The organism is Psychromarinibacter sediminicola (genome assembly GCF_029168335.1).
GTDB classification, from domain to species: Bacteria; Pseudomonadota; Alphaproteobacteria; order Rhodobacterales; family Rhodobacteraceae; genus Psychromarinibacter; species Psychromarinibacter sediminicola.
This window is the reverse complement of the sequence record NZ_JARGYC010000046.1, coordinates 1-18,235: the sequence shown is the minus strand read 5'-3', so window position 1 is coordinate 18,235 and position 18,235 is coordinate 1. Positions and strand designations below refer to the sequence as shown.

Genomic DNA, 18,235 nt, shown 5'->3' with positions numbered 1-18,235 from the left:
GCAGCGCGGTACAGATCGCCAGCGCGCCGACGATCAGCCCCGCCCGGAGCCGGCGGCCTCGTCCAGAAGCCGCGCCAGCGTCAGCGCCGTGCCGGCGATCAGCATCGAGCGGCCCAGCGAGACGCCCAGATTGTCCGGCGCCAGATGCGCGGCGCCGTCCCGCGTGTGCTGTGCCGCACGCCCGAACGCCCCGGGCGCCTCGGCTTCCTCCAGCGGCGCCGGGTCGGGCATGTCCAGCGCCGACGGTTTCCAGCGCATCAGCCACGCCCCGGCGATCAGAAGGCCCATGCCCGCCGCCACCGGCCACAGCCGGTCGCGCGTGCGGGGCCGGGCCGGCGCCCGGCGCAGCCTGTTCGGCAGAAAGCTCGTCATTGCATCCTCCGTCTCTTGGAGGTGCCAGATAGCCCACGCTTGAGCCCGGCAAAGAGGATATGAAATCAACGCGGGTCATAGCGCGTCACCCGCCGGCCTGCCCCGTCCGCACGGGATAGATGATCAGGGTGGTGTATGGAGTCAGCCCTTCTGAAATCCCAGTCAGATCGAACACGCAGGGTTTTAGAGCCGTATCCGACGCCGTGAAGATGGACATCAAAGCCTCCCTCTTGTCATCAGTTCACAGCCAAACTCTCAAAAGCGGAGCATATGTCATCTATTTCGGCGTGAACGGTCTCGACGACTACATCAGATAGTTCCCGCACTTGTGCAGCGTTCCTAAAACTCACAATATCCGACCCTTTTTCGAATTGCGCCCTCATTGCCTCTAGTTCTTGGTGAACTGGTTCCTTGTGTGTTCTGATGGTATTACGATGTTTCGTATTTAGGAGCGGCATTACATCGCGATCAATCCAGTCAAGAAGTTTGTTTGTCGAATTGGCGAATTCGTTCAGATTGCGATTCACTTCACCATTTTCATCTCGACGAGAGGATATTTTCACTATCGGCCTGGTTCTTATAACCTCATAGAGCCGATTAAGCTTATGTTCTTGTGATCTTGCCATAAGTTGAAATCGAACAAGCCGTTCTTCGCGCCTGTGTGTGAGGCGTTGTTGTAGAAGAGTAGTCAATACTGAAGTGATGGCCGCAATAACAGCGGCGAACGGAACTACCGTCAGGAGTGGAGCGCCTTGCATAAGGCTCAGCCCTTCACAGCCTTCACGATCTTCTCGGCGCCGTCCTTCAGGTCGTCCGCCGCGATCACGTTCAGGCCGGACCCGGCGATGATCTCCTTGCCCTTCTCGACATTGGTGCCTTCCAGCCGCACGACCAGCGGCACCTGCAGCCCAACCTCCTTCACCGCGGCGATCACGCCCTCGGCGATGATGTCGCAGCGCATGATGCCGCCGAAGATGTTCACCAGGATGCCTTTGACGTTCTCGTCCGAGGTGATGATCTTGAACGCCTCGGTCACCTTCTCCTTGGTGGCGCCGCCGCCCACGTCCAGGAAGTTCGCGGGCTCCGCGCCGTAGAGCTTGATGATGTCCATCGTCGCCATGGCCAGGCCCGCGCCGTTCACCATGCAGCCGATCTCGCCGTCCAGCGCGATGTAGTTGAGGTCGTGCTGCGACGCGGCCAGTTCCTTGGGGTCTTCCTCGGTCTCGTCGCGCAGGCCCACGATGTCGGCATGGCGGTAGAGCGCGTTGGAATCGAACCCGGCCTTGCAGTCCAGGCATTTCAGGTCGCCGCCGTCGGTCACGATCAGCGGGTTGATCTCCAGCATCTCCATGTCCTTCTCGGTGAACATGCGATACAGGTTGCCGATCAGGTTGGCGCATTGCCGGACCTGCTTGCCCTCCAGCCCCAGCGCGAAGGCGACGCGGCGGCCGTGAAAGCCCTGGTAGCCGACGGCCGGGTCGATCGAGAAGGACAGGATCTTCTCGGGCGTCTTGTCGGCGACCTCCTCGATGTCCATCCCGCCCTCGGTCGAGCAGACGACCGAGACGCGGCTCGACACCCGGTCGACCAGCAGCGCCAGGTAAAGCTCGCGCTCGATGTCCGAGCCGTCCTCGATATAGATGCGGTTGACCTGCTTGCCGGCCGGCCCCGTCTGGTGTGTGACCAGCGTGTGGCCGAGCATGCGGTTGGTCTCCTCGGCGGCTTCCTCCACCGACTTGGCCAGGCGCACGCCGCCCTTCTCGCCGGCGCGGGCCTCCTTGAAGCTGCCCTTGCCGCGGCCGCCGGCGTGGATCTGCGCCTTCACGACCCACAGCGGGCCGTCGAGTTCGCCGGCCGCGGTCTTGGCATCGTTGGCGGTCAGCACGACGCGCCCGTCCGAGACCGGACAGCCGTAGTCCCGCAGCAGCGCCTTCGCCTGGTATTCGTGGATATTCATGAAGCCGTTCCCTGCATCGTGGCGTTGCGCCTTGCATGACACGATAAAGAGGCCGCCTTAAACAGAAATTGCGCCGGGCCGCCCCGCCGGCGCCGAATTTCCCGCATATGTGATCACACGATTTCTGGGTGTGATCACAAATTTCCGCGCTGCAGCATGACAGGGCCGCGGCAGGCTGATTCGGCCGCCCCCGCGACGGGTCAGTTTAGGAAAACGACATAGAGCAGCGACTGCCCCCGCATCAGCCGCTCGAAATCCAGCCAGCTGTCGGGCGCCACGCGCGGGCCTTCCTCGGCATAGCGCATCAGGCCAATGCCGTGGATCCACTCGGCCAGGTCGACCGGCACCGGATCCTCGAACATCCGTTTCAGGTTCAGCCCCGCGCCCGAGCGCAGCCGCCAGAACGGGATCAGCTTTTCGCCGTTCAAGAGCGCCTCGGCGTCATCCAGCACCGCTTGCCATCGCGCGCCCGTGCCCTCCGGCACCCGCAGGCCAAGCGCCTGGCTCTGCATGTCGTTCGGCACCCATTCGCCGCGGTCGTCTGTCTCCGCCGCGACCCGTGCCCAGAATACCCGGTTCTGCGCGATCATCTGCAACAGGTGCTCGCGCGCGGCCATGGTGTGGGCGGCGTCCGGCTGCTGCTGCAGCGCGAAATAGATCATCGCGATCCGGTCCACCTGCTGGCCGAACTGCATGTCCATCGCGTTCTGATAGGGTGTGTCGGCCGCCAGCGCGTCCATCTCGCGCGAGGCCTCGACGACGCGGGCGATCTGGCCGGCCGGGTCGAAGGCCAGCACGATCTCGCCGAAGGCCGACAGGAAATGCGTATAGGCCGCCAGCCACGCGGCATCGGCGGTGTCGAAGACCACCTGCGCGCCCGTGTCCCCGCCCATCCCGCGCCCGGTCAGCGCCCGGCCCGCCACGTTCATCAGCCCCTCGCCGTCGTCGCGGGTGCCGTTCAGGTTGATGTCGAACCACAGCGCGTCCAGCGACACCGGCAGCGACACCGCGTCTTCGTCGCCGATGGTGAGAAGCGGCGCGCGGGCGGCGTCGAGATCCGCGATCAGGTCGACGACCAGCGCGTCGATGGCATCGCCGGTGAACGGCTGCGGGTCCGGGTTCGCCGGCACCGGCAGCCGCAGTACCGGCAGTTCCGTCCGCGCGGCGTTCATCCCCAGAAGCCAGCGGGTCTGCAGCGTCTTCTCGATCCCCCGCAGAAAGCGCACCGCGCCCAGCGCGAACCGCTCGGTCGCGTCCGGCGCCTCCAGCCCAGCCAGGTAGGCCTCGGTCGGCTGAAGGCCTTCGTCGCGCAGGCGGTCGGTGATCTCCGCCTGCGCCCGCGCCGCCGCGGGAAGCGAAAGAAAAATAAGGGGGATCAGCAGGAACCGGATCATCACACCGCAAGCCTCCGTACCGGAATGGCGTCAGCCTACGCCGAACCGGACCCGCCGCCTAGCCCCGAGATCTCAGCGCGACGCGCGCAGCGCGCGGCGATGCAGCCAGTCGCGATAGCCGCGATGCAGCCGGCCGAGCGGGCCGTGATCCATCAGCGGGGCGAACTTGCGATACCGCTTGCCGTCCAGCGTCATGTCCGACCGCCGCATCCGCAGGATGTGCCGCCACATCAGCGGGCCCACGACATCGCGCGCGGTGACGAGCTGCGGCTTCTTCGTCGATAGGTGCTGGTGCAGCCGGGGCAGGTGCAGGATGCGCGGCGCGATCTGTTCGTGATCCTGCCCCGCCAGCAGCCGGACGAACATGCAGTTATAGGCCATCGGCAGCGTCGCGATCCTGAAGTCGCTGAGATACAGCAGTTCGCGAAACACCGGCTGGTCCTTCTCCAGCCCGTTCTCGCGGAAGGCGCGGTCGCACTCGGCGAACAGCCGGTCGGTCGCCTCGGACCGCCGCACGGCGATGACGCCGGTGTTGTATTGCGGAAAGGCCGCCGGCACCGACGTGCGCCAGAATCGGCGGCTGTTGGGGTTGTTCTGCCCCTCGTCCTGCGCCGCCGCGATGTCGAACCGGTCGAGCAGGTCGAAGACATCGCCGACAGGCGCGATCATCCTTGTGTCGGCGTCGATATAGATCGTGCGGTCGAACCGGCTGCGCAGCAGCGCCTCGAACTTCGGGCGTACGCTGACATTGGTCAGCGGATGGACCCGGTCGAAGACACCGGCCGCCTCCGGCTGGTCGGTGAACAGGTCGATCTGCCCGTCCGGGTGGACCGACCGCACGCTTTCCGCCGCGCGGCCGGCGATCTCTGTGAAGCCCGGCCCCGTCGCCGCAAAGACGAACCCGCGGGAAGGGGCCGCGCCGTTCATCAGGCCAGGGTCTCGTCGATCCCCTTGCAGGCGTCCATCAGGCCCTTGACCGAATCGACGGACTTGTCGAACATCGCCTGCTCGTCCTTGTTGAGCTTGATGTCGACGATGCGCTCGATGCCGTTGTCGCCGATGATGGTGGGCACGCCCACATACATCCCCTTCAGCCCGAACTCGCCGTTGCAATAGGCCGCGCAGGGCAGCAGGCGGCGCTGGTCCTTCAGGTAGGCCTCGGCCATCTCGATGGCGCTGGTGGCCGGGGCGTAATAGGCCGAGCCGGTCTTCAGGAGGCCGACGATCTCGGCGCCGCCGTCACGGGTGCGCTGCACGATGGCGTCGACCTTGTCCTTGGTGGTCCAGCCCATGTCGATCAGGTCGGGCAGCGGGATGCCGGCCACGGTGGAATAGCGGGTCAGCGGCACCATGGTGTCGCCGTGGCCGCCCAGGACGAAGGCGGAGACGTCGCGCATCGAGACGTCGAATTCCAGGCTCAGGAAGTGGCGGAAGCGCGCCGAATCCAGCACGCCCGCCATGCCGCAGACCTTGTTCGTCGGCAGGCCGGAGAACTTCTGCAGCGCCCAGACCATCGCGTCGAGCGGGTTGGTGATGCAGATCACGAAAGCGTCGGGCGCATGCGCCTTGATGCCTTCGCCCACGGCCTTCATGACCTTCAGGTTGATGCCCAAGAGGTCGTCGCGGCTCATCCCCGGCTTGCGCGGCACGCCGGCGGTGACGATGCAGACCTGGGCGCCGGCGATGTCGGCATAGTCCTGCGTGCCCTTCAGCTTCGCGTCGAAGCCTTCGGCCGGGCCCGATTCCGCGATGTCCAGCGACTTGCCCTCGGGGATGCCTTCCTGGATGTCGAACAGGACGACGTCGCCCAGCTCCTTCATCGCGGCAAGATGCGCCAGCGTCCCACCGATCTGTCCCGCCCCGATCAGGGCAATTTTCGGTCTGGCCATTTGGTTGCGTCTCCGGTCCAGTTGAATTTGCCGCGATGCGTAGTCCCTCCCGTCAGGCGGCGCAAGGCGCGCGCGGCGCGGCAATTGCGGTATACCGTCGCGTACCGCCGCCGGCCGGAGGCTGTAACCATCTCTGTTGCAAGGGGAAACCCGGGGCACCCATGGAGCTGAGCCTGACGCTTATCGCCCTCGCGGTGCCCGCGGTGCTCTTCGCGGGGGTGTCGAAGGGCGGCTTCGGCTCGGGCGTGGCCTTTGCCGCGACGCCGATGCTGGCGCTGATTCTGGAACCCGCGCAGGCCGTGGGCCTGTTGCTGCCGCTGCTGATCGTGATGGACCTGGCCGCGCTGCCGCCGTTCTGGCGGCAATGGCACTGGCCCTCGGCGCGGGTGCTGACCCTCGGCGGCCTGCCCGGCGTGGCGCTGGGCGTGGCGCTGTGGCGGGTGGCCGACCCCGACCTGCTGCGCCTGATGATCGGGGCGGTGGCGCTGGGCTTCGTCGTCTTCCAGGCCGCCCGCGCCGCGGGCCTGCTGCGCCCCGCCGCGCACCCCTGGTCCGACCGCGCCGGCCTCGGGATGGGCGTGCTGGCGGGGTTCACCAGCTTCATCAGCCACGCGGGCGGTCCGGCGGCGGCGGTTTACCTGCTGTCGCGGCACCTGACGAAGACCGAGTACCAGGCCACCACCGTCATCGTCTTCTTCGCGCTGAACCTGTTGAAACTGCCTGCCTACGCCACGCTCGGCATCTTCAGCGGCGCGTCGCTGCTGGCCGACCTGGTCCTTGTGCCCGTCGCCTTCGCCGGCGTCGCTCTGGGCGTGTGGATGCACCGGCGGGTGTCAGGGCGGCTGTTCTTCGCCCTGACCTATCTGTTCCTGGTCGCCGCCGGCAGCAAGCTGGTCTTCGACGCGCTGACCTGAGGCGTTCAGATCCTCACGCCCGCCGGCCTCGGCACCTCGTCCAGCCGTTCGAAGGCCTGCCCGCTCGCCACAAGGCAGGTGGTGCCATCGGGCATCGTCACCGTGATCGTCCAGGTTCCCGTCTCGATCGAGGCGAAGACCTCCACCACCGAGTTGTTGGCGCCGATCCCGATCGACTGCCGGCTTTCGCCATAGCCCTCGGCCAGCCGGTCGATCACTGTCTGCCGCTCGGCACAGTTGCGCTGCGCCGCGGCCGGCGCCGCGAGGGCGCCCGCGCCGACGACAAGAAAAAGTGCAAGAATCCTGCGTTTCATCCGTCCGTTCCCTTTGCTTGCGGGGCGCGTCCCCGCGCGCCCCTGGTCCCGCTCGCGCCGCCACGCGGCACGGAGACGACACTGGCCGACCGCCGCAAAGAATTGGTTAACGGACCGTTCACGGTAATATCCGGAAAGGCAAAGCCTATATGGCGCAGTATGATTCCGCAGCGCGGCAATTCCGTGCTTGCCACGCATTCCGCCACGTGGTGGGTTCTGCGCGATCAACAGCGAAGGCGAGAATCATGACAGGCGAGGCCCGGCCCTACCGTTCCGTTCTCTACATTCCCGGCTCGAAGGCGCGCGCGCTCGACAAGGCGCGCACGCTCACCGCGGACGCGATCATCTTCGACCTCGAAGACGCCGTCGCCGCCGACGAAAAGGAAAACGCGCGCCAGACGCTGGTGGCCGCCCTGATGCATGGCGGCTACGGTGACCGGGCGCGGATCGTCCGGGTCAACGCGCTCGACACCCAATGGGGCGCCGACGACATCGCCGCCGTCCTGCGCGCCGCCCCGGACGCGATCCTGCTGCCCAAGGTCGGTGGCGCGGCCGACCTCGACGCTGCGGCCGAGCAGACCGGCGACACCGACCTCTGGGCGATGATCGAGACCCCGGCCGGCGTGCTCAATGCCGAGGAGATCGCCGCGCATCCCCGGCTCAAGGGCATGGTGATGGGCACCAACGACCTGGCGAAGGAACTGGGCTGCCGGTTCCGCGCCGACCGCCTGCCGCTGATGCAAAGCCTGCAGACGGCCCTGCTGGCCGCGCGGGCGCATGACGTGGTCTGCGTCGACGGCGTCTACAACGCCTTCAAGGACGACGACGGCCTGAAGGCCGAATGCGAGCAGGGGCGCGACCTGGGCTTCGACGGCAAGACGCTGATCCATCCCGCCCAGCTCGCCACCGCCAACGCCGCCTTCGCGCCGACCGAGGACGAGGTCGAGACCGCGCGCCGCCAGATCGCCGCCTACGAAGCGGCGCAGGCCGAAGGGCAGGGGGTCGCCGTGCTGGACGGCCGGATCGTCGAGAACCTGCATGTCGCCACGGCACGCAACACGCTCGCCCGCGCGGCGGCCATTACGGCACTGGAGATGGCACAATGACGCTTCTGATCCTCGGCATCGTCCTGTGGTGCGCGGCGCACCTGTTCAAGCGGCTCGCCCCGGCGCAGCGCAGCGCGCTGGCCGACCGGATGGGCGACGGCGCCAAGGGCGTGGTCGCGCTGGTGCTGCTGATCGCGGTCATCCTGATGATCCTGGGCTATCGCTGGTCCGATTTCGTCTTCGTCTACGAGCCGCCGGAGTGGGGCCGCCACCTGAACAACCTGCTGATGCTGATCGCCGTCGCGCTGTTCGGCGTGGGCAGTTCGAAGAGCCGCCTGCGCGCCCGGATGCGCCACCCGATGCTCCTGGGGATGCTGACCTGGGCCGTGGCGCACCTGCTGGTGAACGGCGATCTGGCGTCGCTCCTGCTGTTCGGCCTTCTGGGCCTCTGGGCCATCGCCGAGATGATCGCCATCAACCGGGCGGAACCGATCTGGACCCCCTGGCAGGGCGGCAGCCTGGCCGGCGACATCCGCCTGGCCGTGATCTCGGTGGTCGTCTTCGGCGTGATCGCCGGCATCCACACCTGGCTCGGCTACTATCCCTTCCCCGCGTAGAGGTTCCGCATGAAAGCCTACCGCCTGCTGACCGAGGACGATTCCTCGGTGTTCTGCCACAAGGTCACGCGCGCCCTGTCCAAGGGGTGGGAGCTGCACGGCTCGCCCTCGATGGCCTTCGATGCCGAGACGGGGCGGATGCGCTGTGCCCAGGCGGTGGTGAAGGAGGTGGAGGCCGACTATCACCCCGACATGAAGCTGGGCGATCTGTGATGTCCAAGACGTATGCGGGCCGCTTCTTCGAGGATTACGCGCCGGGGCAGGTGATCGAGCACGCCGTTCCCCGCACCGTCACCGCGGGCGAGCGGGCGCTCTACCACGCGCTCTATCCCGCGCGCCACGCGCTGTACTCGTCCGATGCCTTCGCGCAGTCCTGCGGCCTGCCGGCCGCGCCGCTGGACGACCTCGCCGCCTTCCACGTGGTCTTCGGCAAGACGGTCCCCGACATCTCGCTGAACGCCGTCGCCAATCTCGGCTATGCCGAGGGCCGCTGGCGCGCGTCGGTCTGGCCGGGCGATACGCTGCGCGCGGTGTCCGAGGTGATCGGCGTCAAGCAGAACTCCAACGGCAAGTCCGGCGTCGTCTGGGTCCGCACCCGCGGGCTGAACCAGGACGGCGTGGCGGTGCTGGAATACGTGCGCTGGGTCATGGTCCGCAAACGCGACCCCGAGGCCCCTGCGCCCGAGACGGTCATTCCAGACCTCGCCCCGGCCGTGGCCGCTGACGACCTCGTCGTGCCGCCCGGCCTCGACTTCACCGGCTACGATGTCACGCTGGCGGGCGAGCCGCATCGCTGGGGCGACTACGAGATCGGCGAGCAGATCGACCACGTCGACGGCGTGACCGTCGAAGAGGCCGAGCACATGATGGCCACGCGGCTTTGGCAGAACACGGCCAAGGTCCATTTCGACGCCACCCTGCGCCCGGACGGCCAGCGCCTGATCTACGGCGGCCACGTGATCTCGCTGGCCCGCGCGCTGTCGTTCAACGGGCTGGCCAACGCGCAGCTGATCGCGGGCCTGAACGCCGGGGCGCATGCCAACCCCTGTTTCGCCGGCGACACCGTGCGCGCCTGGTCCGAGGTGCTGGACAAGGCCGAAACCGCCGCCCCCGGCGTCGGCGCGCTGCGCCTGCGGCTGGTGGCGACCAAGGGTGCGCCGTTCGAGCTGAAGGGCGACGACGGCAAGTACCTGCCCGACGTGCTGCTCGACCTCGACTACTGGGTGTTGATGCCGGTATAAGGCTCAGTCCGCCACGCCGTGCCGCACGATGGTGAACCCCTCGTCCGGCCCGGGCGGCGCGAAATGCCGGGAAAAGCGGTGAAACTGCGCCTCCGTCGCCGCGAACGGATGATCGCCCTGCGCGTTCCGCGCCCGCAGCCGTGCCAGGCACACCGCGTCTGGCGGATCCAGCAGGTGCAGCCGATGCCCCGCCCCGGACGCCTCCAGAATCTCCCGCATCCAGCCGCGCTGCGCGACGGTATTCGCGGGGAAATCCAGCACCACCGAAACCCCGGCTTCCAGCAGCGACACGACATGCGGCCCCATCGCCGCCCGCAATCGGCCCGAGCAGCGCACATAGTCCGCCCCGGACGACATCTGATCGGCGAACAGCGCGCCCAGCCAGACGTCTTCCGCGATCAGCACGGTCCCCGGCGCCCGCGCCAGCCGCGCCGCCAGCGTGGACTTCCCGGCGGCGATCTTGCCGCACAGCATGTGCAGCGTCGGAGGGTCGTGGGACAAGGATGACACCCCATTCGGCGCAATGGGCCTCGCGGCGACGAAACCTGTGAGATTGCCGCCAGACTGGCACACCGGACCCGTCCGGCCAAGCTGCAAGTCGCCGGCTCCGGCCGCCGCACAACCCCGGCTGCCACCGCCCGTCCGCCCTGGCACGCCCCGGTGCGCCCCGGACAGGGGGCTTGACCCGTGGGGCAGGGCACGCCTTAATTCCCCCGCAACCATTCTGCCGATAGCGTTATCCCAATGAAAAAAGTCATTCCGCTCGTCCTCGCCCTGGCCCTCGCGCTTCCCGCGGACGCCGCCCGCCTGCGCAGCGACCGGCACGAATACCTCTCGGCCAACCTGCTGGCGATTTTCTACCACGAATTCGGCCACGCCCTGATCGACATCATGAAACTGCCGATCTTCGGGCAGGAGGAGGACGCCGCCGACGTTCTGTCGGTCTTCCTGATCGACACGCTGTTCGACGGAGAGACCGCCATCTCGATGGCCCGCCACACGGCGCTGGGCTTTCTTGGAGAGGCCAAGAACCGCTCCGGCACCGAGCCCGCCTATTGGGATGTTCACGGCCCCGACCTGCAGCGCTATTACACCTTCGTCTGCCTGTTCTACGGCGCCGACCCCGCCGCGCGTCAGCAGGTGGCCGAGGAACTGGAACTGCCCGAGCCGCGGCAGCGCACCTGCGAGGACGAGTACAATCAGGCCCGGCAAAGCTGGGGGCCGGTCATCGAGAAGCTCTACGACAACGGCCCCGGCCGCTCGATCCGCTTCCTGGCGGACCACAAGGTGGGAGAGTACGGCCGCTTCACCGCCAGCGTGCTGGAGGTCGAAATCGACGCGATGAACAAGGATCTGTCGCTGCCCAAGCGGATGCTGGTCAGGGTCGAGGAATGCGGCGTCGCCAACGCCTTCTACGATTCCAAGACGCGCGAGATCATCATGTGCACCGAATTCGCCCGCTACCTGCACGACCTCGCCCCGAACCGCTGACGGACCGGTGACGCGGCGATGACGACCCCATGACCACCGGAATCGGTCAGGATTGCCCGGTCGGTCCGTTGCGGCGGTTTTGTGATCACGCCATCGAATCCCGTGATCACAGAGTCGACAAAAACCGCCCGGTCCGGAGATTTTCCCATACGAAATGCTGCCTTGCCCCCGTGACTTGCGGGAAAGACCTGCGATATGGGAAACAGGCAACCGCTGCAGCGCGACACGCAAGGAGCTGACATGGCACAAGGCAAACCCGTCGAACGGCCGCTCTCGCCCTTCATGCTGGGACAGTACTACCGGCTCCAGATGACATCGGTCAGTTCGATCCTGACCCGCATCACCGGCAACGCGCTGATCGTCTCGGCCTTCCTCGTCGTCTGGTGGCTCGTCGCCGCCGCCTCGGGGCCGGACTATTTCGAACCGGTCAACGCCTTCATGACGTCGTGGTTCGGCGACCTGATCTTCGCGCTGTCGGTCCTGGGCGTCTGGTATCACTACCTCGCCGGGCTGCGGCACTTCCTGTGGGATGCCGGCCACGGGCTGCAGATCGAGACCGCCGAGAAACTCGGCTGGGTCTGCGTGATCGGCTCGGTCGTGCTGACCGTAATCACCCTGATCATCGTGTAAGGAGGGGCAGATGCGTTACCTGACCGCCCGCAAGCGCGCCGAGGGCAAGGGCGCCGCCCATGCCGGCACCGAGGAACACTGGTATATGACCGTCTCGGGCGTGGGGCTGGCCTTTCTGATCCCCGCCTTCCTGTTCATCTTCGGCCGCGCCATGGGCAGCAGCTACGAGGTCGTCGTCGAGACCTTCTCGCGCCCGATCCCGGCCATCGTCACCGGCCTGACGCTCGTCGTCGGGCTGCAGCACTTCATCAAGGGCTGCAAGGGCATGATCGAGGACTACGCCGGCGGCAGCACCCGCAAGATCCTGATCATCGCTGTGATCACAATTTCCTACTTCCTGATGGCCGCGGGGATCTTCGCGCTGGCCAAACTCGTTCTCTGAGGGGCACACATGGCGGCTTACGACTACGAGACGCATGACTATGACGTCGTGGTGATCGGCGCCGGCGGGTCCGGCCTGCGTGCCACTCTGGGCATGGCGGAACAGGGGCTGCGCACGGCCTGCGTGACCAAGGTGTTCCCGACCCGCTCGCACACCGTCGCGGCGCAGGGCGGCATCGCCGCCTCGCTGTCGAACATGGGCCCCGACCACTGGCAGTGGCACATGTACGACACCGTCAAGGGCTCCGACTGGCTGGGCGACACCGACGCGATGGAATACCTCGCCCGCCACGCCCCGGCCGCCGTGTACGAGCTGGAACACTACGGCGTGCCGTTTTCCCGCACCGAAGAGGGCAAGATCTACCAGCGCCCCTTCGGCGGCCACACCACCGAGTTCGGCGAAGGCCCCGCCGTGCAGCGCACCTGCGCCGCCGCCGACCGCACCGGCCACGCCATCCTGCACACGCTCTATGGCCAGAGCCTCAAACAGCAGGCGGAATTCTACATCGAGTATTTCGCCATCGACCTCATCATGTCCGAGGACGGGCAGTGCCAGGGCGTCGTGGCCTGGAAGCTCGACGACGGCACGATCCACGTCTTCAACGCCAAGATGACCGTGCTCGCCACCGGCGGTTACGGCCGCGCCTACTTCTCCGCCACCTCCGCCCACACCTGCACCGGCGACGGCGGCGGCATGGTGGCCCGCGCCGGCCTGGCGCTGCAGGACATGGAATTCGTGCAGTTCCACCCCACCGGCATCTACGGCTCCGGCTGCCTCATCACCGAGGGCGCGCGCGGCGAGGGCGGCTACCTGACCAACTCGGAAGGCGAGCGGTTCATGGAGCGCTATGCGCCCCAATACAAGGACCTCGCGCCCCGCGACTATGTCAGCCGCTCGATGACGATGGAAATTCGCGAGGGCAGGGGCGTCGGCGAGAACGGCGATCACATCCACCTGAACCTCAACCACCTGCCGGCCGAGGCGCTGGCCGAACGTCTGCCGGGCATCTCGGAATCCGCCAAGATCTTCGCCGGCGTCGACGTGACCAAGGAACCGATCCCGGTCCTGCCCACCGTCCACTACAACATGGGCGGCATCCCCACGAACTACTGGGGCGAGGTGCTGAACCCGACCGCCGAGGATCCCACGGCCATCGTGCCGGGCCTGATGGCGGTGGGCGAGGCCGGCTGCGCCTCGGTCCACGGCGCCAACCGCCTGGGCTCGAACTCGCTGATCGACCTGGTGGTCTTCGGCCGCGCCGCCGCCATCCGCGCCGGCGACGTGGTCGAGCGCGAGGGCCACACGCCGACCCCGAACCAGGTGTCGGTCGACAAGGCGCTCGACCGCTTCGACCACTACCGCCACGCCGACGGCGGCACCCCCACGGCCGAGCTGCGCGACGAGATGCAGCGCACCATGCAGGAGGACGCGGCCGTCTTCCGCGCCTCGGACACGCTGAAGCAGGGGGTCGAGAAGATGACGGCCATCGCCGCCAAGCTCGACGACCTGCACGTCACCGACCGCAGCCTCGTCTGGAACTCCGACCTGATGGAGACGCTGGAGCTGACCAACCTGATGCCCAACGCGCTGACCACCATTGTCGGCGCCGAGGCGCGCAAGGAATCCCGCGGCGCCCACGCGCACGAGGACCACGCCGAGCGCGACGACAAGAACTGGCGCGTCCACACCGTGAGCCACGTGGATGGAAACACGGTGAAACTCAGCTATCGTCCCGTTATCACCGACCCGCTGACCACCGAGACGGAAGGCGGCATCGAACTCAAGAGGATCGCGCCCAAGGCAAGGACGTTCTGACACCAACCGAAGGGGAAGACCCATGCGACTGCTGCCACTGATCGCACTTAGCGCCGGACTATTCGCCACCCAGGCCGCCGCCTGGGATGACCGCACACCGATCGTCCCGGCCGAGGTTGCCGTGAACTGCGCCGCGCAGTACGGCATCGGCACCCCCCTTCGCCTGACCTACCCGCGCATCGTCCACGCGGTGACCGTCCGGGTTCTGCCCGGCTTTGCCGTCACCGAAGAGGACAGCCGCCGCATCAACGCCTGCATCGCCCACTATACCGGTCTCAAGCGCGGCGAGGCGACCGAGGTGGTCACCGCCGGCGGCGTCGAGCTCCGGCTGCGCCGCTCGACCTGCCCCGCGGTGATGAGGGGCGGGTCCTCCTACTGCATCAAAGACCCCTGGTACTGACGCCCGCCGCCACGCGGGCAAGAGGATGACATGGTCCAATTCACGCTTCCCAAGAACTCCAAGATCCGCACCGGCAAGACCTGGCCGAAACCCGAAGGGGCGAAGAACGTCCGCAAGTTCCAGATCTACCGCTGGAACCCGGACGACGGCGAGAACCCGCGCGTCGACACCTATTTCGTCGACATGGACGCCTGCGGTCCGATGGTTCTGGACGCGCTGATCAAGATCAAGAACGAGATCGACCCGACTCTCACCTTCCGCCGCTCCTGCCGCGAAGGCATCTGCGGGTCGTGCGCGATGATGATCGACGGGATCAACACGCTCGCCTGCATCTACGGGCTGGACGAGATCAAGGGCGACGTGAAGATCTACCCGCTGCCGCACATGCCGGTGGTCAAGGACCTGATCCCCGACCTCACCCACTTCTACGCGCAGCACGCCTCGATCATGCCGTGGCTGGAGACCAAGACCAACCGCCCGCAGAAAGAGTGGAAGCAGTCCATCGAGGACCGCAAGAAGCTCGACGGCCTCTACGAATGCGTGATGTGCGCATCCTGCTCGGCGGCCTGCCCGTCCTATTGGTGGAACTCCGACCGGTATCTCGGCCCGGCCGCGCTCTTGCACGCCTACCGCTGGATCGTCGACAGCCGCGACGAGGCGACGGGCGAGCGGCTGGACGATCTGGAGGATCCGTTCAAGCTCTACCGCTGCCACACCATCATGAACTGCGCCAAGACCTGCCCCAAGGGCCTGAACCCCGCGGCGGCGATTGCCGAGATCAAGCGGATGATGGTCAACCGCATCGTCTGACCGCGTGGTCGTCTTCGTCCTCCTCGCGGTCGGCACCTTCGCCTACCTGTGGTGGAAGTGGCACCGCACCACGCTCACCCGCGACTGCCGCTGGCGGCTCGACAAGGCCGCCGGCGAATGGCGCTGCGCCTTCTGCGGCGCCCGCACCCGGACGGAGTCGGGCCGCACGCCGCGCCACTGCGCCCGCCGCCTGCCGTGATCCGCTGACATATTTCTGACGCCCGGCGGCGGCAAAACCCCTGCTACGTCCCGGTCATTCCCCGTGCCGCGCGGCATCCTGCGCAGGCATGGGCCGGTTCATGCCGACCGCGCCCGGGGTCAGGTATTTCGGACTTGGCGCATCGTCGCGCCGGCCTTAGTTCGAAATGTGACACCGACAGGGCCAACCAAAATGATCGCCGCAACCGACTTTTCCCGTTACGTTTCCCTCCGCCCGGCCGGACGCCGTCCGGCCCAGCCAGAGCCCGACGTCGACGCGCTGTCGCGCCAGTGGCGCGTCATCTACGCGCTCTGCCGCCCCGAGGAACTGCGGGAAGAGGAGGCGCGGCTGACGCGCGAGCGCGAGATCCTGCGCGAGACGACGCCGGAAGACCGCGAGGCCCGGCGCCTCAACCGCATCCGCCGCGCGGTGCTGCGCGACCGTATGGCCGAGCTCGCCGAGGGCTGAGGCCCGCGTCGCCTCACCCCTCCAGCCGGTAGAACTCCGCCGCCGTCCCGCCGAAGACCCGCGCCTTTTCGTCCGCGCTCAGCCCCTCGGTCAGCGCCTCCGCCGCCGCCAGCCAGTCGCCGTACTCGCAGCGCAGCCGCACGACGGGCCAGTCGCTGCCCCACATCACCCGGGCCGGCCCGAAGACCTCCAGCACATGGTCGGCATAGGGCCGCAGCGCCTCGACCGACCAGTCCGCCGCCGCCTCGGTGACCAGTCCCGACAGCTTGCAATAGGCCCCGGTCTCGCCCGCGATCCGCGCCATGCCGTCGGCCCAGACGCGGAACGACTCCGGCGAATGCCCGGCGATGTCCGGCTTCATGCAATGGTCCACGACCGTGCGCATCTCCGGATAGCGCGTCAGCACCTCCAGGAAATTCGCCAGATGCCGCGGAAAGCCCAGCGCGTCGAAGCTCAGCCCCAGCTCCGCCAGCGCGCGATAGCCCCATTGCACCTCGGGCTTCAGCATCCAGTCCACGTCCGGGATGTCCTGGATCATCGGCCGCACGCCGCGGAATTTCGGGTGTCCCGCCAGCCGCTCCAGCTGCGCCCGGTCCTCCGGCCGCTCGAAATCGACCCAGCCGACGACCGCGCCCACATGCGGCGTCGCGTCGGCGATCCCCAGCATGTATTCGGTCTCGTGCACCGTCGCCGCCGCCTGCACCAGCACCGTCTGCGCGACGCCCGCCGCCTCCCGCGCCGGCGCCATGTCCATCGGGGTGTAGCGCCGCGCCAGGGTCTCGTTGTCCATCGGCATCCAGTCGTGGTCCCCCCGCGCGGGGTTCCAGAAATGCTGGTGCGCGTCGATCCGTGTCATCCCGAGCCCTCCCCGACGGGCGCATCGACGGGCGCATCCGCCCGCATCAGCCCTTCGTCCTTCAGGTCCCGCCACAGCGCTGCCGGTATCTCCGCCTTCGCCGCTGCGAGGTTCGCCTCCATCTCCGCCACCCCCTGGCCGCCGGGGATGACCGACACCACCGCCGGATGCGCCAGCGGGAACCGGAACGCCGCATCCACCAGCCGCACGCCGTGCGCGGTGCAGACCGCCTCGATCCGCCGGACCCGCTCCAGGATCTCCGGCGGCGCCGGGTCGTAGTTGTAGAACGCGCCCTCCCGCGGCCCCGTCGCCAGGATGCCGGAATTGTACGGCCCGCCGATCACGACCCCGATCCCCTTGCGCGCGCAGAGCGGCAGAAACGTCTCCAGCGCCGCTTGCTCCAGGAGCGTGTAGCGCCCGGCCAGCAGGAACAGGTCGAAATCGCCGCGCTCGGCCATCCACTGCGCCGGCTCCCAGGCGTTGATCCCGGCGCCGAAGGCCCGGATCACGCCCTGATCGCGCAGATCGCACAGCGCGCGATAGCCGCCGTCCATGAACTCCGCGAGCCGTGCCTCCAGCGCCGCCGGCGTGCCGTGGTTGAACAGGTCCAGATCGTGGGCATAAAGGATGTCCACCCGGTCCACCCCCAGCCGCTCCAGCGAGACCTCCAGCGACCGCATGACGCCGTCATAGCCGTAGTCGTAGACTTCCTGCCGCGCCGGCACGTCGAACCACTTGCCGATCCCGTCGCGGTCCTCCGGGCGACACGGCCGCAGGAGCCGCCCGACCTTCGTCGACAGCACGTAGTCGTCCCGCCGCTTCCCGCGCAAAAGCCGGTTCAGCCGCACCTCCGCCAGCCCCATCCCGTAAAGCGGCGCCGTGTCGTAATACCGGATCCCGGCGTCCCAGGCCCGCTCCAGCACCGCGTCCGCCTCCGCGTCCGGCACCGCACGGTACAGGTTCCCCAAGGGCGCCGTCCCGAACCCGATCTCGGTAAAGCTCAGCCCGCCGTCGCCGCGCCGGTCCCAGTCCCGCATTTCGATGGTCATTCCGATCCCCCTGATTCTTCTCGTTGCAAATACGCTTAGGGGGCTCTGGGGGAACCAGTTCTCCCCGCATGGACATGCACGCCAAACGTGGGCAAGCGCGGGCACATCTGGCCGTACCTCCTCGGTTTCCTACTCCTAAACTGTGACTCGAATAGCCAGGCGGGGACATCTTGAGACGCCCCAAATGGACACACACTTGTTAACTGACACCAAGGTCAAATCCGCGAACCTCCCGCGACACGCGCGACAGCCTACCAGACGGGCGCTGCCTGTCCATCAGCCGGAGACGGACCCCGCCCCTACGCCTTGTCGCTCCGCCTGAGTCTCAGGCGGGCGCTTCTGCGCAGGCGGGGCTGGACGTAGAGGCATTCGTCGAAGGTGCCGGGTTCGT

The 18,235-nt window shown here is 67.4% G+C and carries 23 protein-coding genes; 13 read left to right on the top strand and 10 right to left on the bottom strand.

The annotated features are described in order from the left end of the window. Positions 1–33: 33 nt before the first annotated feature. The 6 genes from P1J78_RS16215 to mdh all read right to left on the bottom strand — a co-directional run bounded on the left by P1J78_RS16215 (position 34) and on the right by mdh (position 5,612). Positions 34–372 carry a hypothetical protein gene (locus P1J78_RS16215; RefSeq protein ID WP_275568422.1) on the bottom strand — a complete coding sequence of 113 codons (339 nt, stop codon included), beginning with the start codon at positions 370–372 and terminating at the stop codon, positions 34–36. An 85-nt stretch (positions 373–457) separates the two neighbouring features. Further along, positions 458–589, bottom strand: a complete 132-nt coding sequence (locus tag P1J78_RS16210) for a hypothetical protein (RefSeq protein ID WP_275568421.1) — start codon at positions 587–589, stop codon at positions 458–460. Between the two features lie 546 nt (positions 590–1,135). After that, a complete protein-coding gene (sucC, locus tag P1J78_RS16205; protein ID WP_275568420.1) occupies positions 1,136–2,329 on the bottom strand; it encodes an ADP-forming succinate--CoA ligase subunit beta in 1,194 nt (397 codons plus the stop codon). A gap of 200 nt (positions 2,330–2,529) precedes the next feature. Beyond that, complete coding sequence (locus tag P1J78_RS16200; RefSeq protein WP_275568419.1) at positions 2,530–3,723, bottom strand: hypothetical protein; 1,194 nt, start codon at positions 3,721–3,723, stop codon at positions 2,530–2,532. A 72-nt stretch (positions 3,724–3,795) separates the two neighbouring features. Next, positions 3,796–4,650, bottom strand: coding sequence for a putative nucleotide-diphospho-sugar transferase (locus tag P1J78_RS16195; protein WP_275568418.1), 855 nt, complete (start codon positions 4,648–4,650; stop codon positions 3,796–3,798). After that, a complete protein-coding gene (gene mdh / locus P1J78_RS16190; RefSeq protein WP_275568417.1) occupies positions 4,650–5,612 on the bottom strand; it encodes a malate dehydrogenase in 963 nt (320 codons plus the stop codon). Before mdh ends, P1J78_RS16195 begins: the two co-directional genes overlap by 1 nt. A 161-nt stretch (positions 5,613–5,773) precedes the next feature. Between mdh and P1J78_RS16185 the strand changes: the two genes are divergently transcribed. Further along, positions 5,774–6,526 carry a sulfite exporter TauE/SafE family protein gene (locus tag P1J78_RS16185; RefSeq protein ID WP_275568416.1) on the top strand — a complete coding sequence of 251 codons (753 nt, stop codon included), beginning with the start codon at positions 5,774–5,776 and terminating at the stop codon, positions 6,524–6,526. Between the two features lie 5 nt (positions 6,527–6,531). On the opposite strand, the gene P1J78_RS16180 is transcribed toward P1J78_RS16185, so the two are convergent. After that, complete coding sequence (locus P1J78_RS16180; RefSeq protein WP_275568415.1) at positions 6,532–6,840, bottom strand: hypothetical protein; 309 nt, start codon at positions 6,838–6,840, stop codon at positions 6,532–6,534. Positions 6,841–7,085: 245 nt separating this feature from the next. Here P1J78_RS16180 and P1J78_RS16175 point away from each other — a divergent pair, with 245 nt between their 5' ends. The 4 genes from P1J78_RS16175 to P1J78_RS16160 are packed head-to-tail and all read left to right on the top strand — an operon-like array spanning position 7,086 to position 9,744. Beyond that, positions 7,086–7,946, top strand: coding sequence for an HpcH/HpaI aldolase/citrate lyase family protein (locus P1J78_RS16175; RefSeq protein WP_275568414.1), 861 nt, complete (start codon positions 7,086–7,088; stop codon positions 7,944–7,946). Beyond that, positions 7,943–8,503, top strand: a complete 561-nt coding sequence (locus P1J78_RS16170; RefSeq protein ID WP_275568413.1) for an NnrU family protein — start codon at positions 7,943–7,945, stop codon at positions 8,501–8,503. The genes P1J78_RS16175 and P1J78_RS16170 overlap by 4 nt, the downstream gene beginning before the upstream one ends. A gap of 9 nt (positions 8,504–8,512) precedes the next feature. Continuing rightward, positions 8,513–8,716, top strand: coding sequence for a DUF1737 domain-containing protein (locus tag P1J78_RS16165; protein ID WP_275568412.1), 204 nt, complete (start codon positions 8,513–8,515; stop codon positions 8,714–8,716). After that, positions 8,716–9,744: a MaoC family dehydratase gene (locus P1J78_RS16160; protein ID WP_275568411.1), complete on the top strand. Its 1,029-nt coding sequence runs from the start codon at positions 8,716–8,718 to the stop codon at positions 9,742–9,744. Before P1J78_RS16165 ends, P1J78_RS16160 begins: the two co-directional genes overlap by 1 nt. Before the next feature lie 3 nt (positions 9,745–9,747). On the opposite strand, the gene P1J78_RS16155 is transcribed toward P1J78_RS16160, so the two are convergent. After that, a complete protein-coding gene (locus P1J78_RS16155) occupies positions 9,748–10,218 on the bottom strand; it encodes a P-loop nucleotide/nucleoside kinase family protein (RefSeq protein WP_374213319.1) in 471 nt (156 codons plus the stop codon). Positions 10,219–10,488: 270 nt separating this feature from the next. Between P1J78_RS16155 and P1J78_RS16150 the strand changes: the two genes are divergently transcribed. The 8 genes from P1J78_RS16150 (at position 10,489) to P1J78_RS16115 (ending at position 15,939) form a co-directional block, all read left to right on the top strand. Continuing rightward, entirely contained in the window at positions 10,489–11,235 is a 747-nt protein-coding gene (locus tag P1J78_RS16150) for a DUF4344 domain-containing metallopeptidase (protein WP_275568409.1), read from the top strand. 240 nt (positions 11,236–11,475) lie between these two features. Further along, positions 11,476–11,865, top strand: a complete 390-nt coding sequence (sdhC, locus tag P1J78_RS16145) for a succinate dehydrogenase, cytochrome b556 subunit (RefSeq protein ID WP_275568408.1) — start codon at positions 11,476–11,478, stop codon at positions 11,863–11,865. 10 nt (positions 11,866–11,875) lie between these two features. Next, a complete protein-coding gene (gene sdhD, locus P1J78_RS16140; protein ID WP_275568407.1) occupies positions 11,876–12,247 on the top strand; it encodes a succinate dehydrogenase, hydrophobic membrane anchor protein in 372 nt (123 codons plus the stop codon). 9 nt (positions 12,248–12,256) lie between these two features. Next, positions 12,257–14,062, top strand: coding sequence for a succinate dehydrogenase flavoprotein subunit (sdhA, locus tag P1J78_RS16135; protein ID WP_275568406.1), 1,806 nt, complete (start codon positions 12,257–12,259; stop codon positions 14,060–14,062). Between the two features lie 22 nt (positions 14,063–14,084). Continuing rightward, entirely contained in the window at positions 14,085–14,462 is a 378-nt protein-coding gene (locus P1J78_RS16130; protein ID WP_275568405.1) for a hypothetical protein, read from the top strand. A gap of 30 nt (positions 14,463–14,492) precedes the next feature. Then, entirely contained in the window at positions 14,493–15,272 is a 780-nt protein-coding gene (locus P1J78_RS16125; RefSeq protein WP_275568404.1) for a succinate dehydrogenase iron-sulfur subunit, read from the top strand. Positions 15,273–15,276: 4 nt separating this feature from the next. Next, positions 15,277–15,471 (top strand): hypothetical protein, encoded by a 195-nt coding sequence (locus P1J78_RS16120; protein ID WP_275568403.1) that lies wholly within the window; start codon positions 15,277–15,279, stop codon positions 15,469–15,471. A 192-nt stretch (positions 15,472–15,663) separates the two neighbouring features. Further along, positions 15,664–15,939, top strand: coding sequence for a hypothetical protein (locus P1J78_RS16115; RefSeq protein WP_275568402.1), 276 nt, complete (start codon positions 15,664–15,666; stop codon positions 15,937–15,939). A 13-nt stretch (positions 15,940–15,952) separates the two neighbouring features. On the opposite strand, the gene P1J78_RS16110 is transcribed toward P1J78_RS16115, so the two are convergent. Continuing rightward, positions 15,953–16,795, bottom strand: coding sequence for an amidohydrolase family protein (locus P1J78_RS16110; protein WP_275568401.1), 843 nt, complete (start codon positions 16,793–16,795; stop codon positions 15,953–15,955). Beyond that, positions 16,792–17,844: an aldo/keto reductase gene (locus P1J78_RS16105; RefSeq protein ID WP_275568400.1), complete on the bottom strand. Its 1,053-nt coding sequence runs from the start codon at positions 17,842–17,844 to the stop codon at positions 16,792–16,794. Before P1J78_RS16105 ends, P1J78_RS16110 begins: the two co-directional genes overlap by 4 nt. Positions 17,845–18,235 lie beyond the last annotated feature (391 nt).

Excerpts from the sequence above, each read along its gene's own strand:
- sdhA (WP_275568406.1), top strand. The coding sequence starts at position 12,257 with ATGGCGGCTTACGACTACGAGACGCATGACTATGACGTCGTGGTGATC.
- P1J78_RS16180 (WP_275568415.1), bottom strand. The coding sequence starts at position 6,840 with ATGAAACGCAGGATTCTTGCACTTTTTCTTGTCGTCGGCGCGGGCGCC.
- P1J78_RS16110 (WP_275568401.1), bottom strand. The coding sequence starts at position 16,795 with ATGACACGGATCGACGCGCACCAGCATTTCTGGAACCCCGCGCGGGGG.
- sdhC (WP_275568408.1), top strand. The coding sequence starts at position 11,476 with ATGGCACAAGGCAAACCCGTCGAACGGCCGCTCTCGCCCTTCATGCTG.
- sdhD (WP_275568407.1), top strand. The coding sequence starts at position 11,876 with ATGCGTTACCTGACCGCCCGCAAGCGCGCCGAGGGCAAGGGCGCCGCC.
- P1J78_RS16125 (WP_275568404.1), top strand. The coding sequence starts at position 14,493 with ATGGTCCAATTCACGCTTCCCAAGAACTCCAAGATCCGCACCGGCAAG.
- P1J78_RS16115 (WP_275568402.1), top strand. The coding sequence starts at position 15,664 with ATGATCGCCGCAACCGACTTTTCCCGTTACGTTTCCCTCCGCCCGGCC.
- P1J78_RS16185 (WP_275568416.1), top strand. The coding sequence starts at position 5,774 with ATGGAGCTGAGCCTGACGCTTATCGCCCTCGCGGTGCCCGCGGTGCTC.
- P1J78_RS16155 (WP_374213319.1), bottom strand. The coding sequence starts at position 10,218 with ATGCTGTGCGGCAAGATCGCCGCCGGGAAGTCCACGCTGGCGGCGCGG.
- P1J78_RS16150 (WP_275568409.1), top strand. The coding sequence starts at position 10,489 with ATGAAAAAAGTCATTCCGCTCGTCCTCGCCCTGGCCCTCGCGCTTCCC.
- sucC (WP_275568420.1), bottom strand. The coding sequence starts at position 2,329 with ATGAATATCCACGAATACCAGGCGAAGGCGCTGCTGCGGGACTACGGC.
- P1J78_RS16200 (WP_275568419.1), bottom strand. The coding sequence starts at position 3,723 with ATGATCCGGTTCCTGCTGATCCCCCTTATTTTTCTTTCGCTTCCCGCG.
- P1J78_RS16160 (WP_275568411.1), top strand. The coding sequence starts at position 8,716 with ATGTCCAAGACGTATGCGGGCCGCTTCTTCGAGGATTACGCGCCGGGG.
- P1J78_RS16170 (WP_275568413.1), top strand. The coding sequence starts at position 7,943 with ATGACGCTTCTGATCCTCGGCATCGTCCTGTGGTGCGCGGCGCACCTG.
- P1J78_RS16130 (WP_275568405.1), top strand. The coding sequence starts at position 14,085 with ATGCGACTGCTGCCACTGATCGCACTTAGCGCCGGACTATTCGCCACC.
- P1J78_RS16175 (WP_275568414.1), top strand. The coding sequence starts at position 7,086 with ATGACAGGCGAGGCCCGGCCCTACCGTTCCGTTCTCTACATTCCCGGC.
- P1J78_RS16165 (WP_275568412.1), top strand. The coding sequence starts at position 8,513 with ATGAAAGCCTACCGCCTGCTGACCGAGGACGATTCCTCGGTGTTCTGC.
- P1J78_RS16195 (WP_275568418.1), bottom strand. The coding sequence starts at position 4,650 with ATGAACGGCGCGGCCCCTTCCCGCGGGTTCGTCTTTGCGGCGACGGGG.
- mdh (WP_275568417.1), bottom strand. The coding sequence starts at position 5,612 with ATGGCCAGACCGAAAATTGCCCTGATCGGGGCGGGACAGATCGGTGGG.
- P1J78_RS16210 (WP_275568421.1), bottom strand. The coding sequence starts at position 589 with ATGTCCATCTTCACGGCGTCGGATACGGCTCTAAAACCCTGCGTGTTC.
- P1J78_RS16105 (WP_275568400.1), bottom strand. The coding sequence starts at position 17,844 with ATGACCATCGAAATGCGGGACTGGGACCGGCGCGGCGACGGCGGGCTG.
- P1J78_RS16215 (WP_275568422.1), bottom strand. The coding sequence starts at position 372 with ATGACGAGCTTTCTGCCGAACAGGCTGCGCCGGGCGCCGGCCCGGCCC.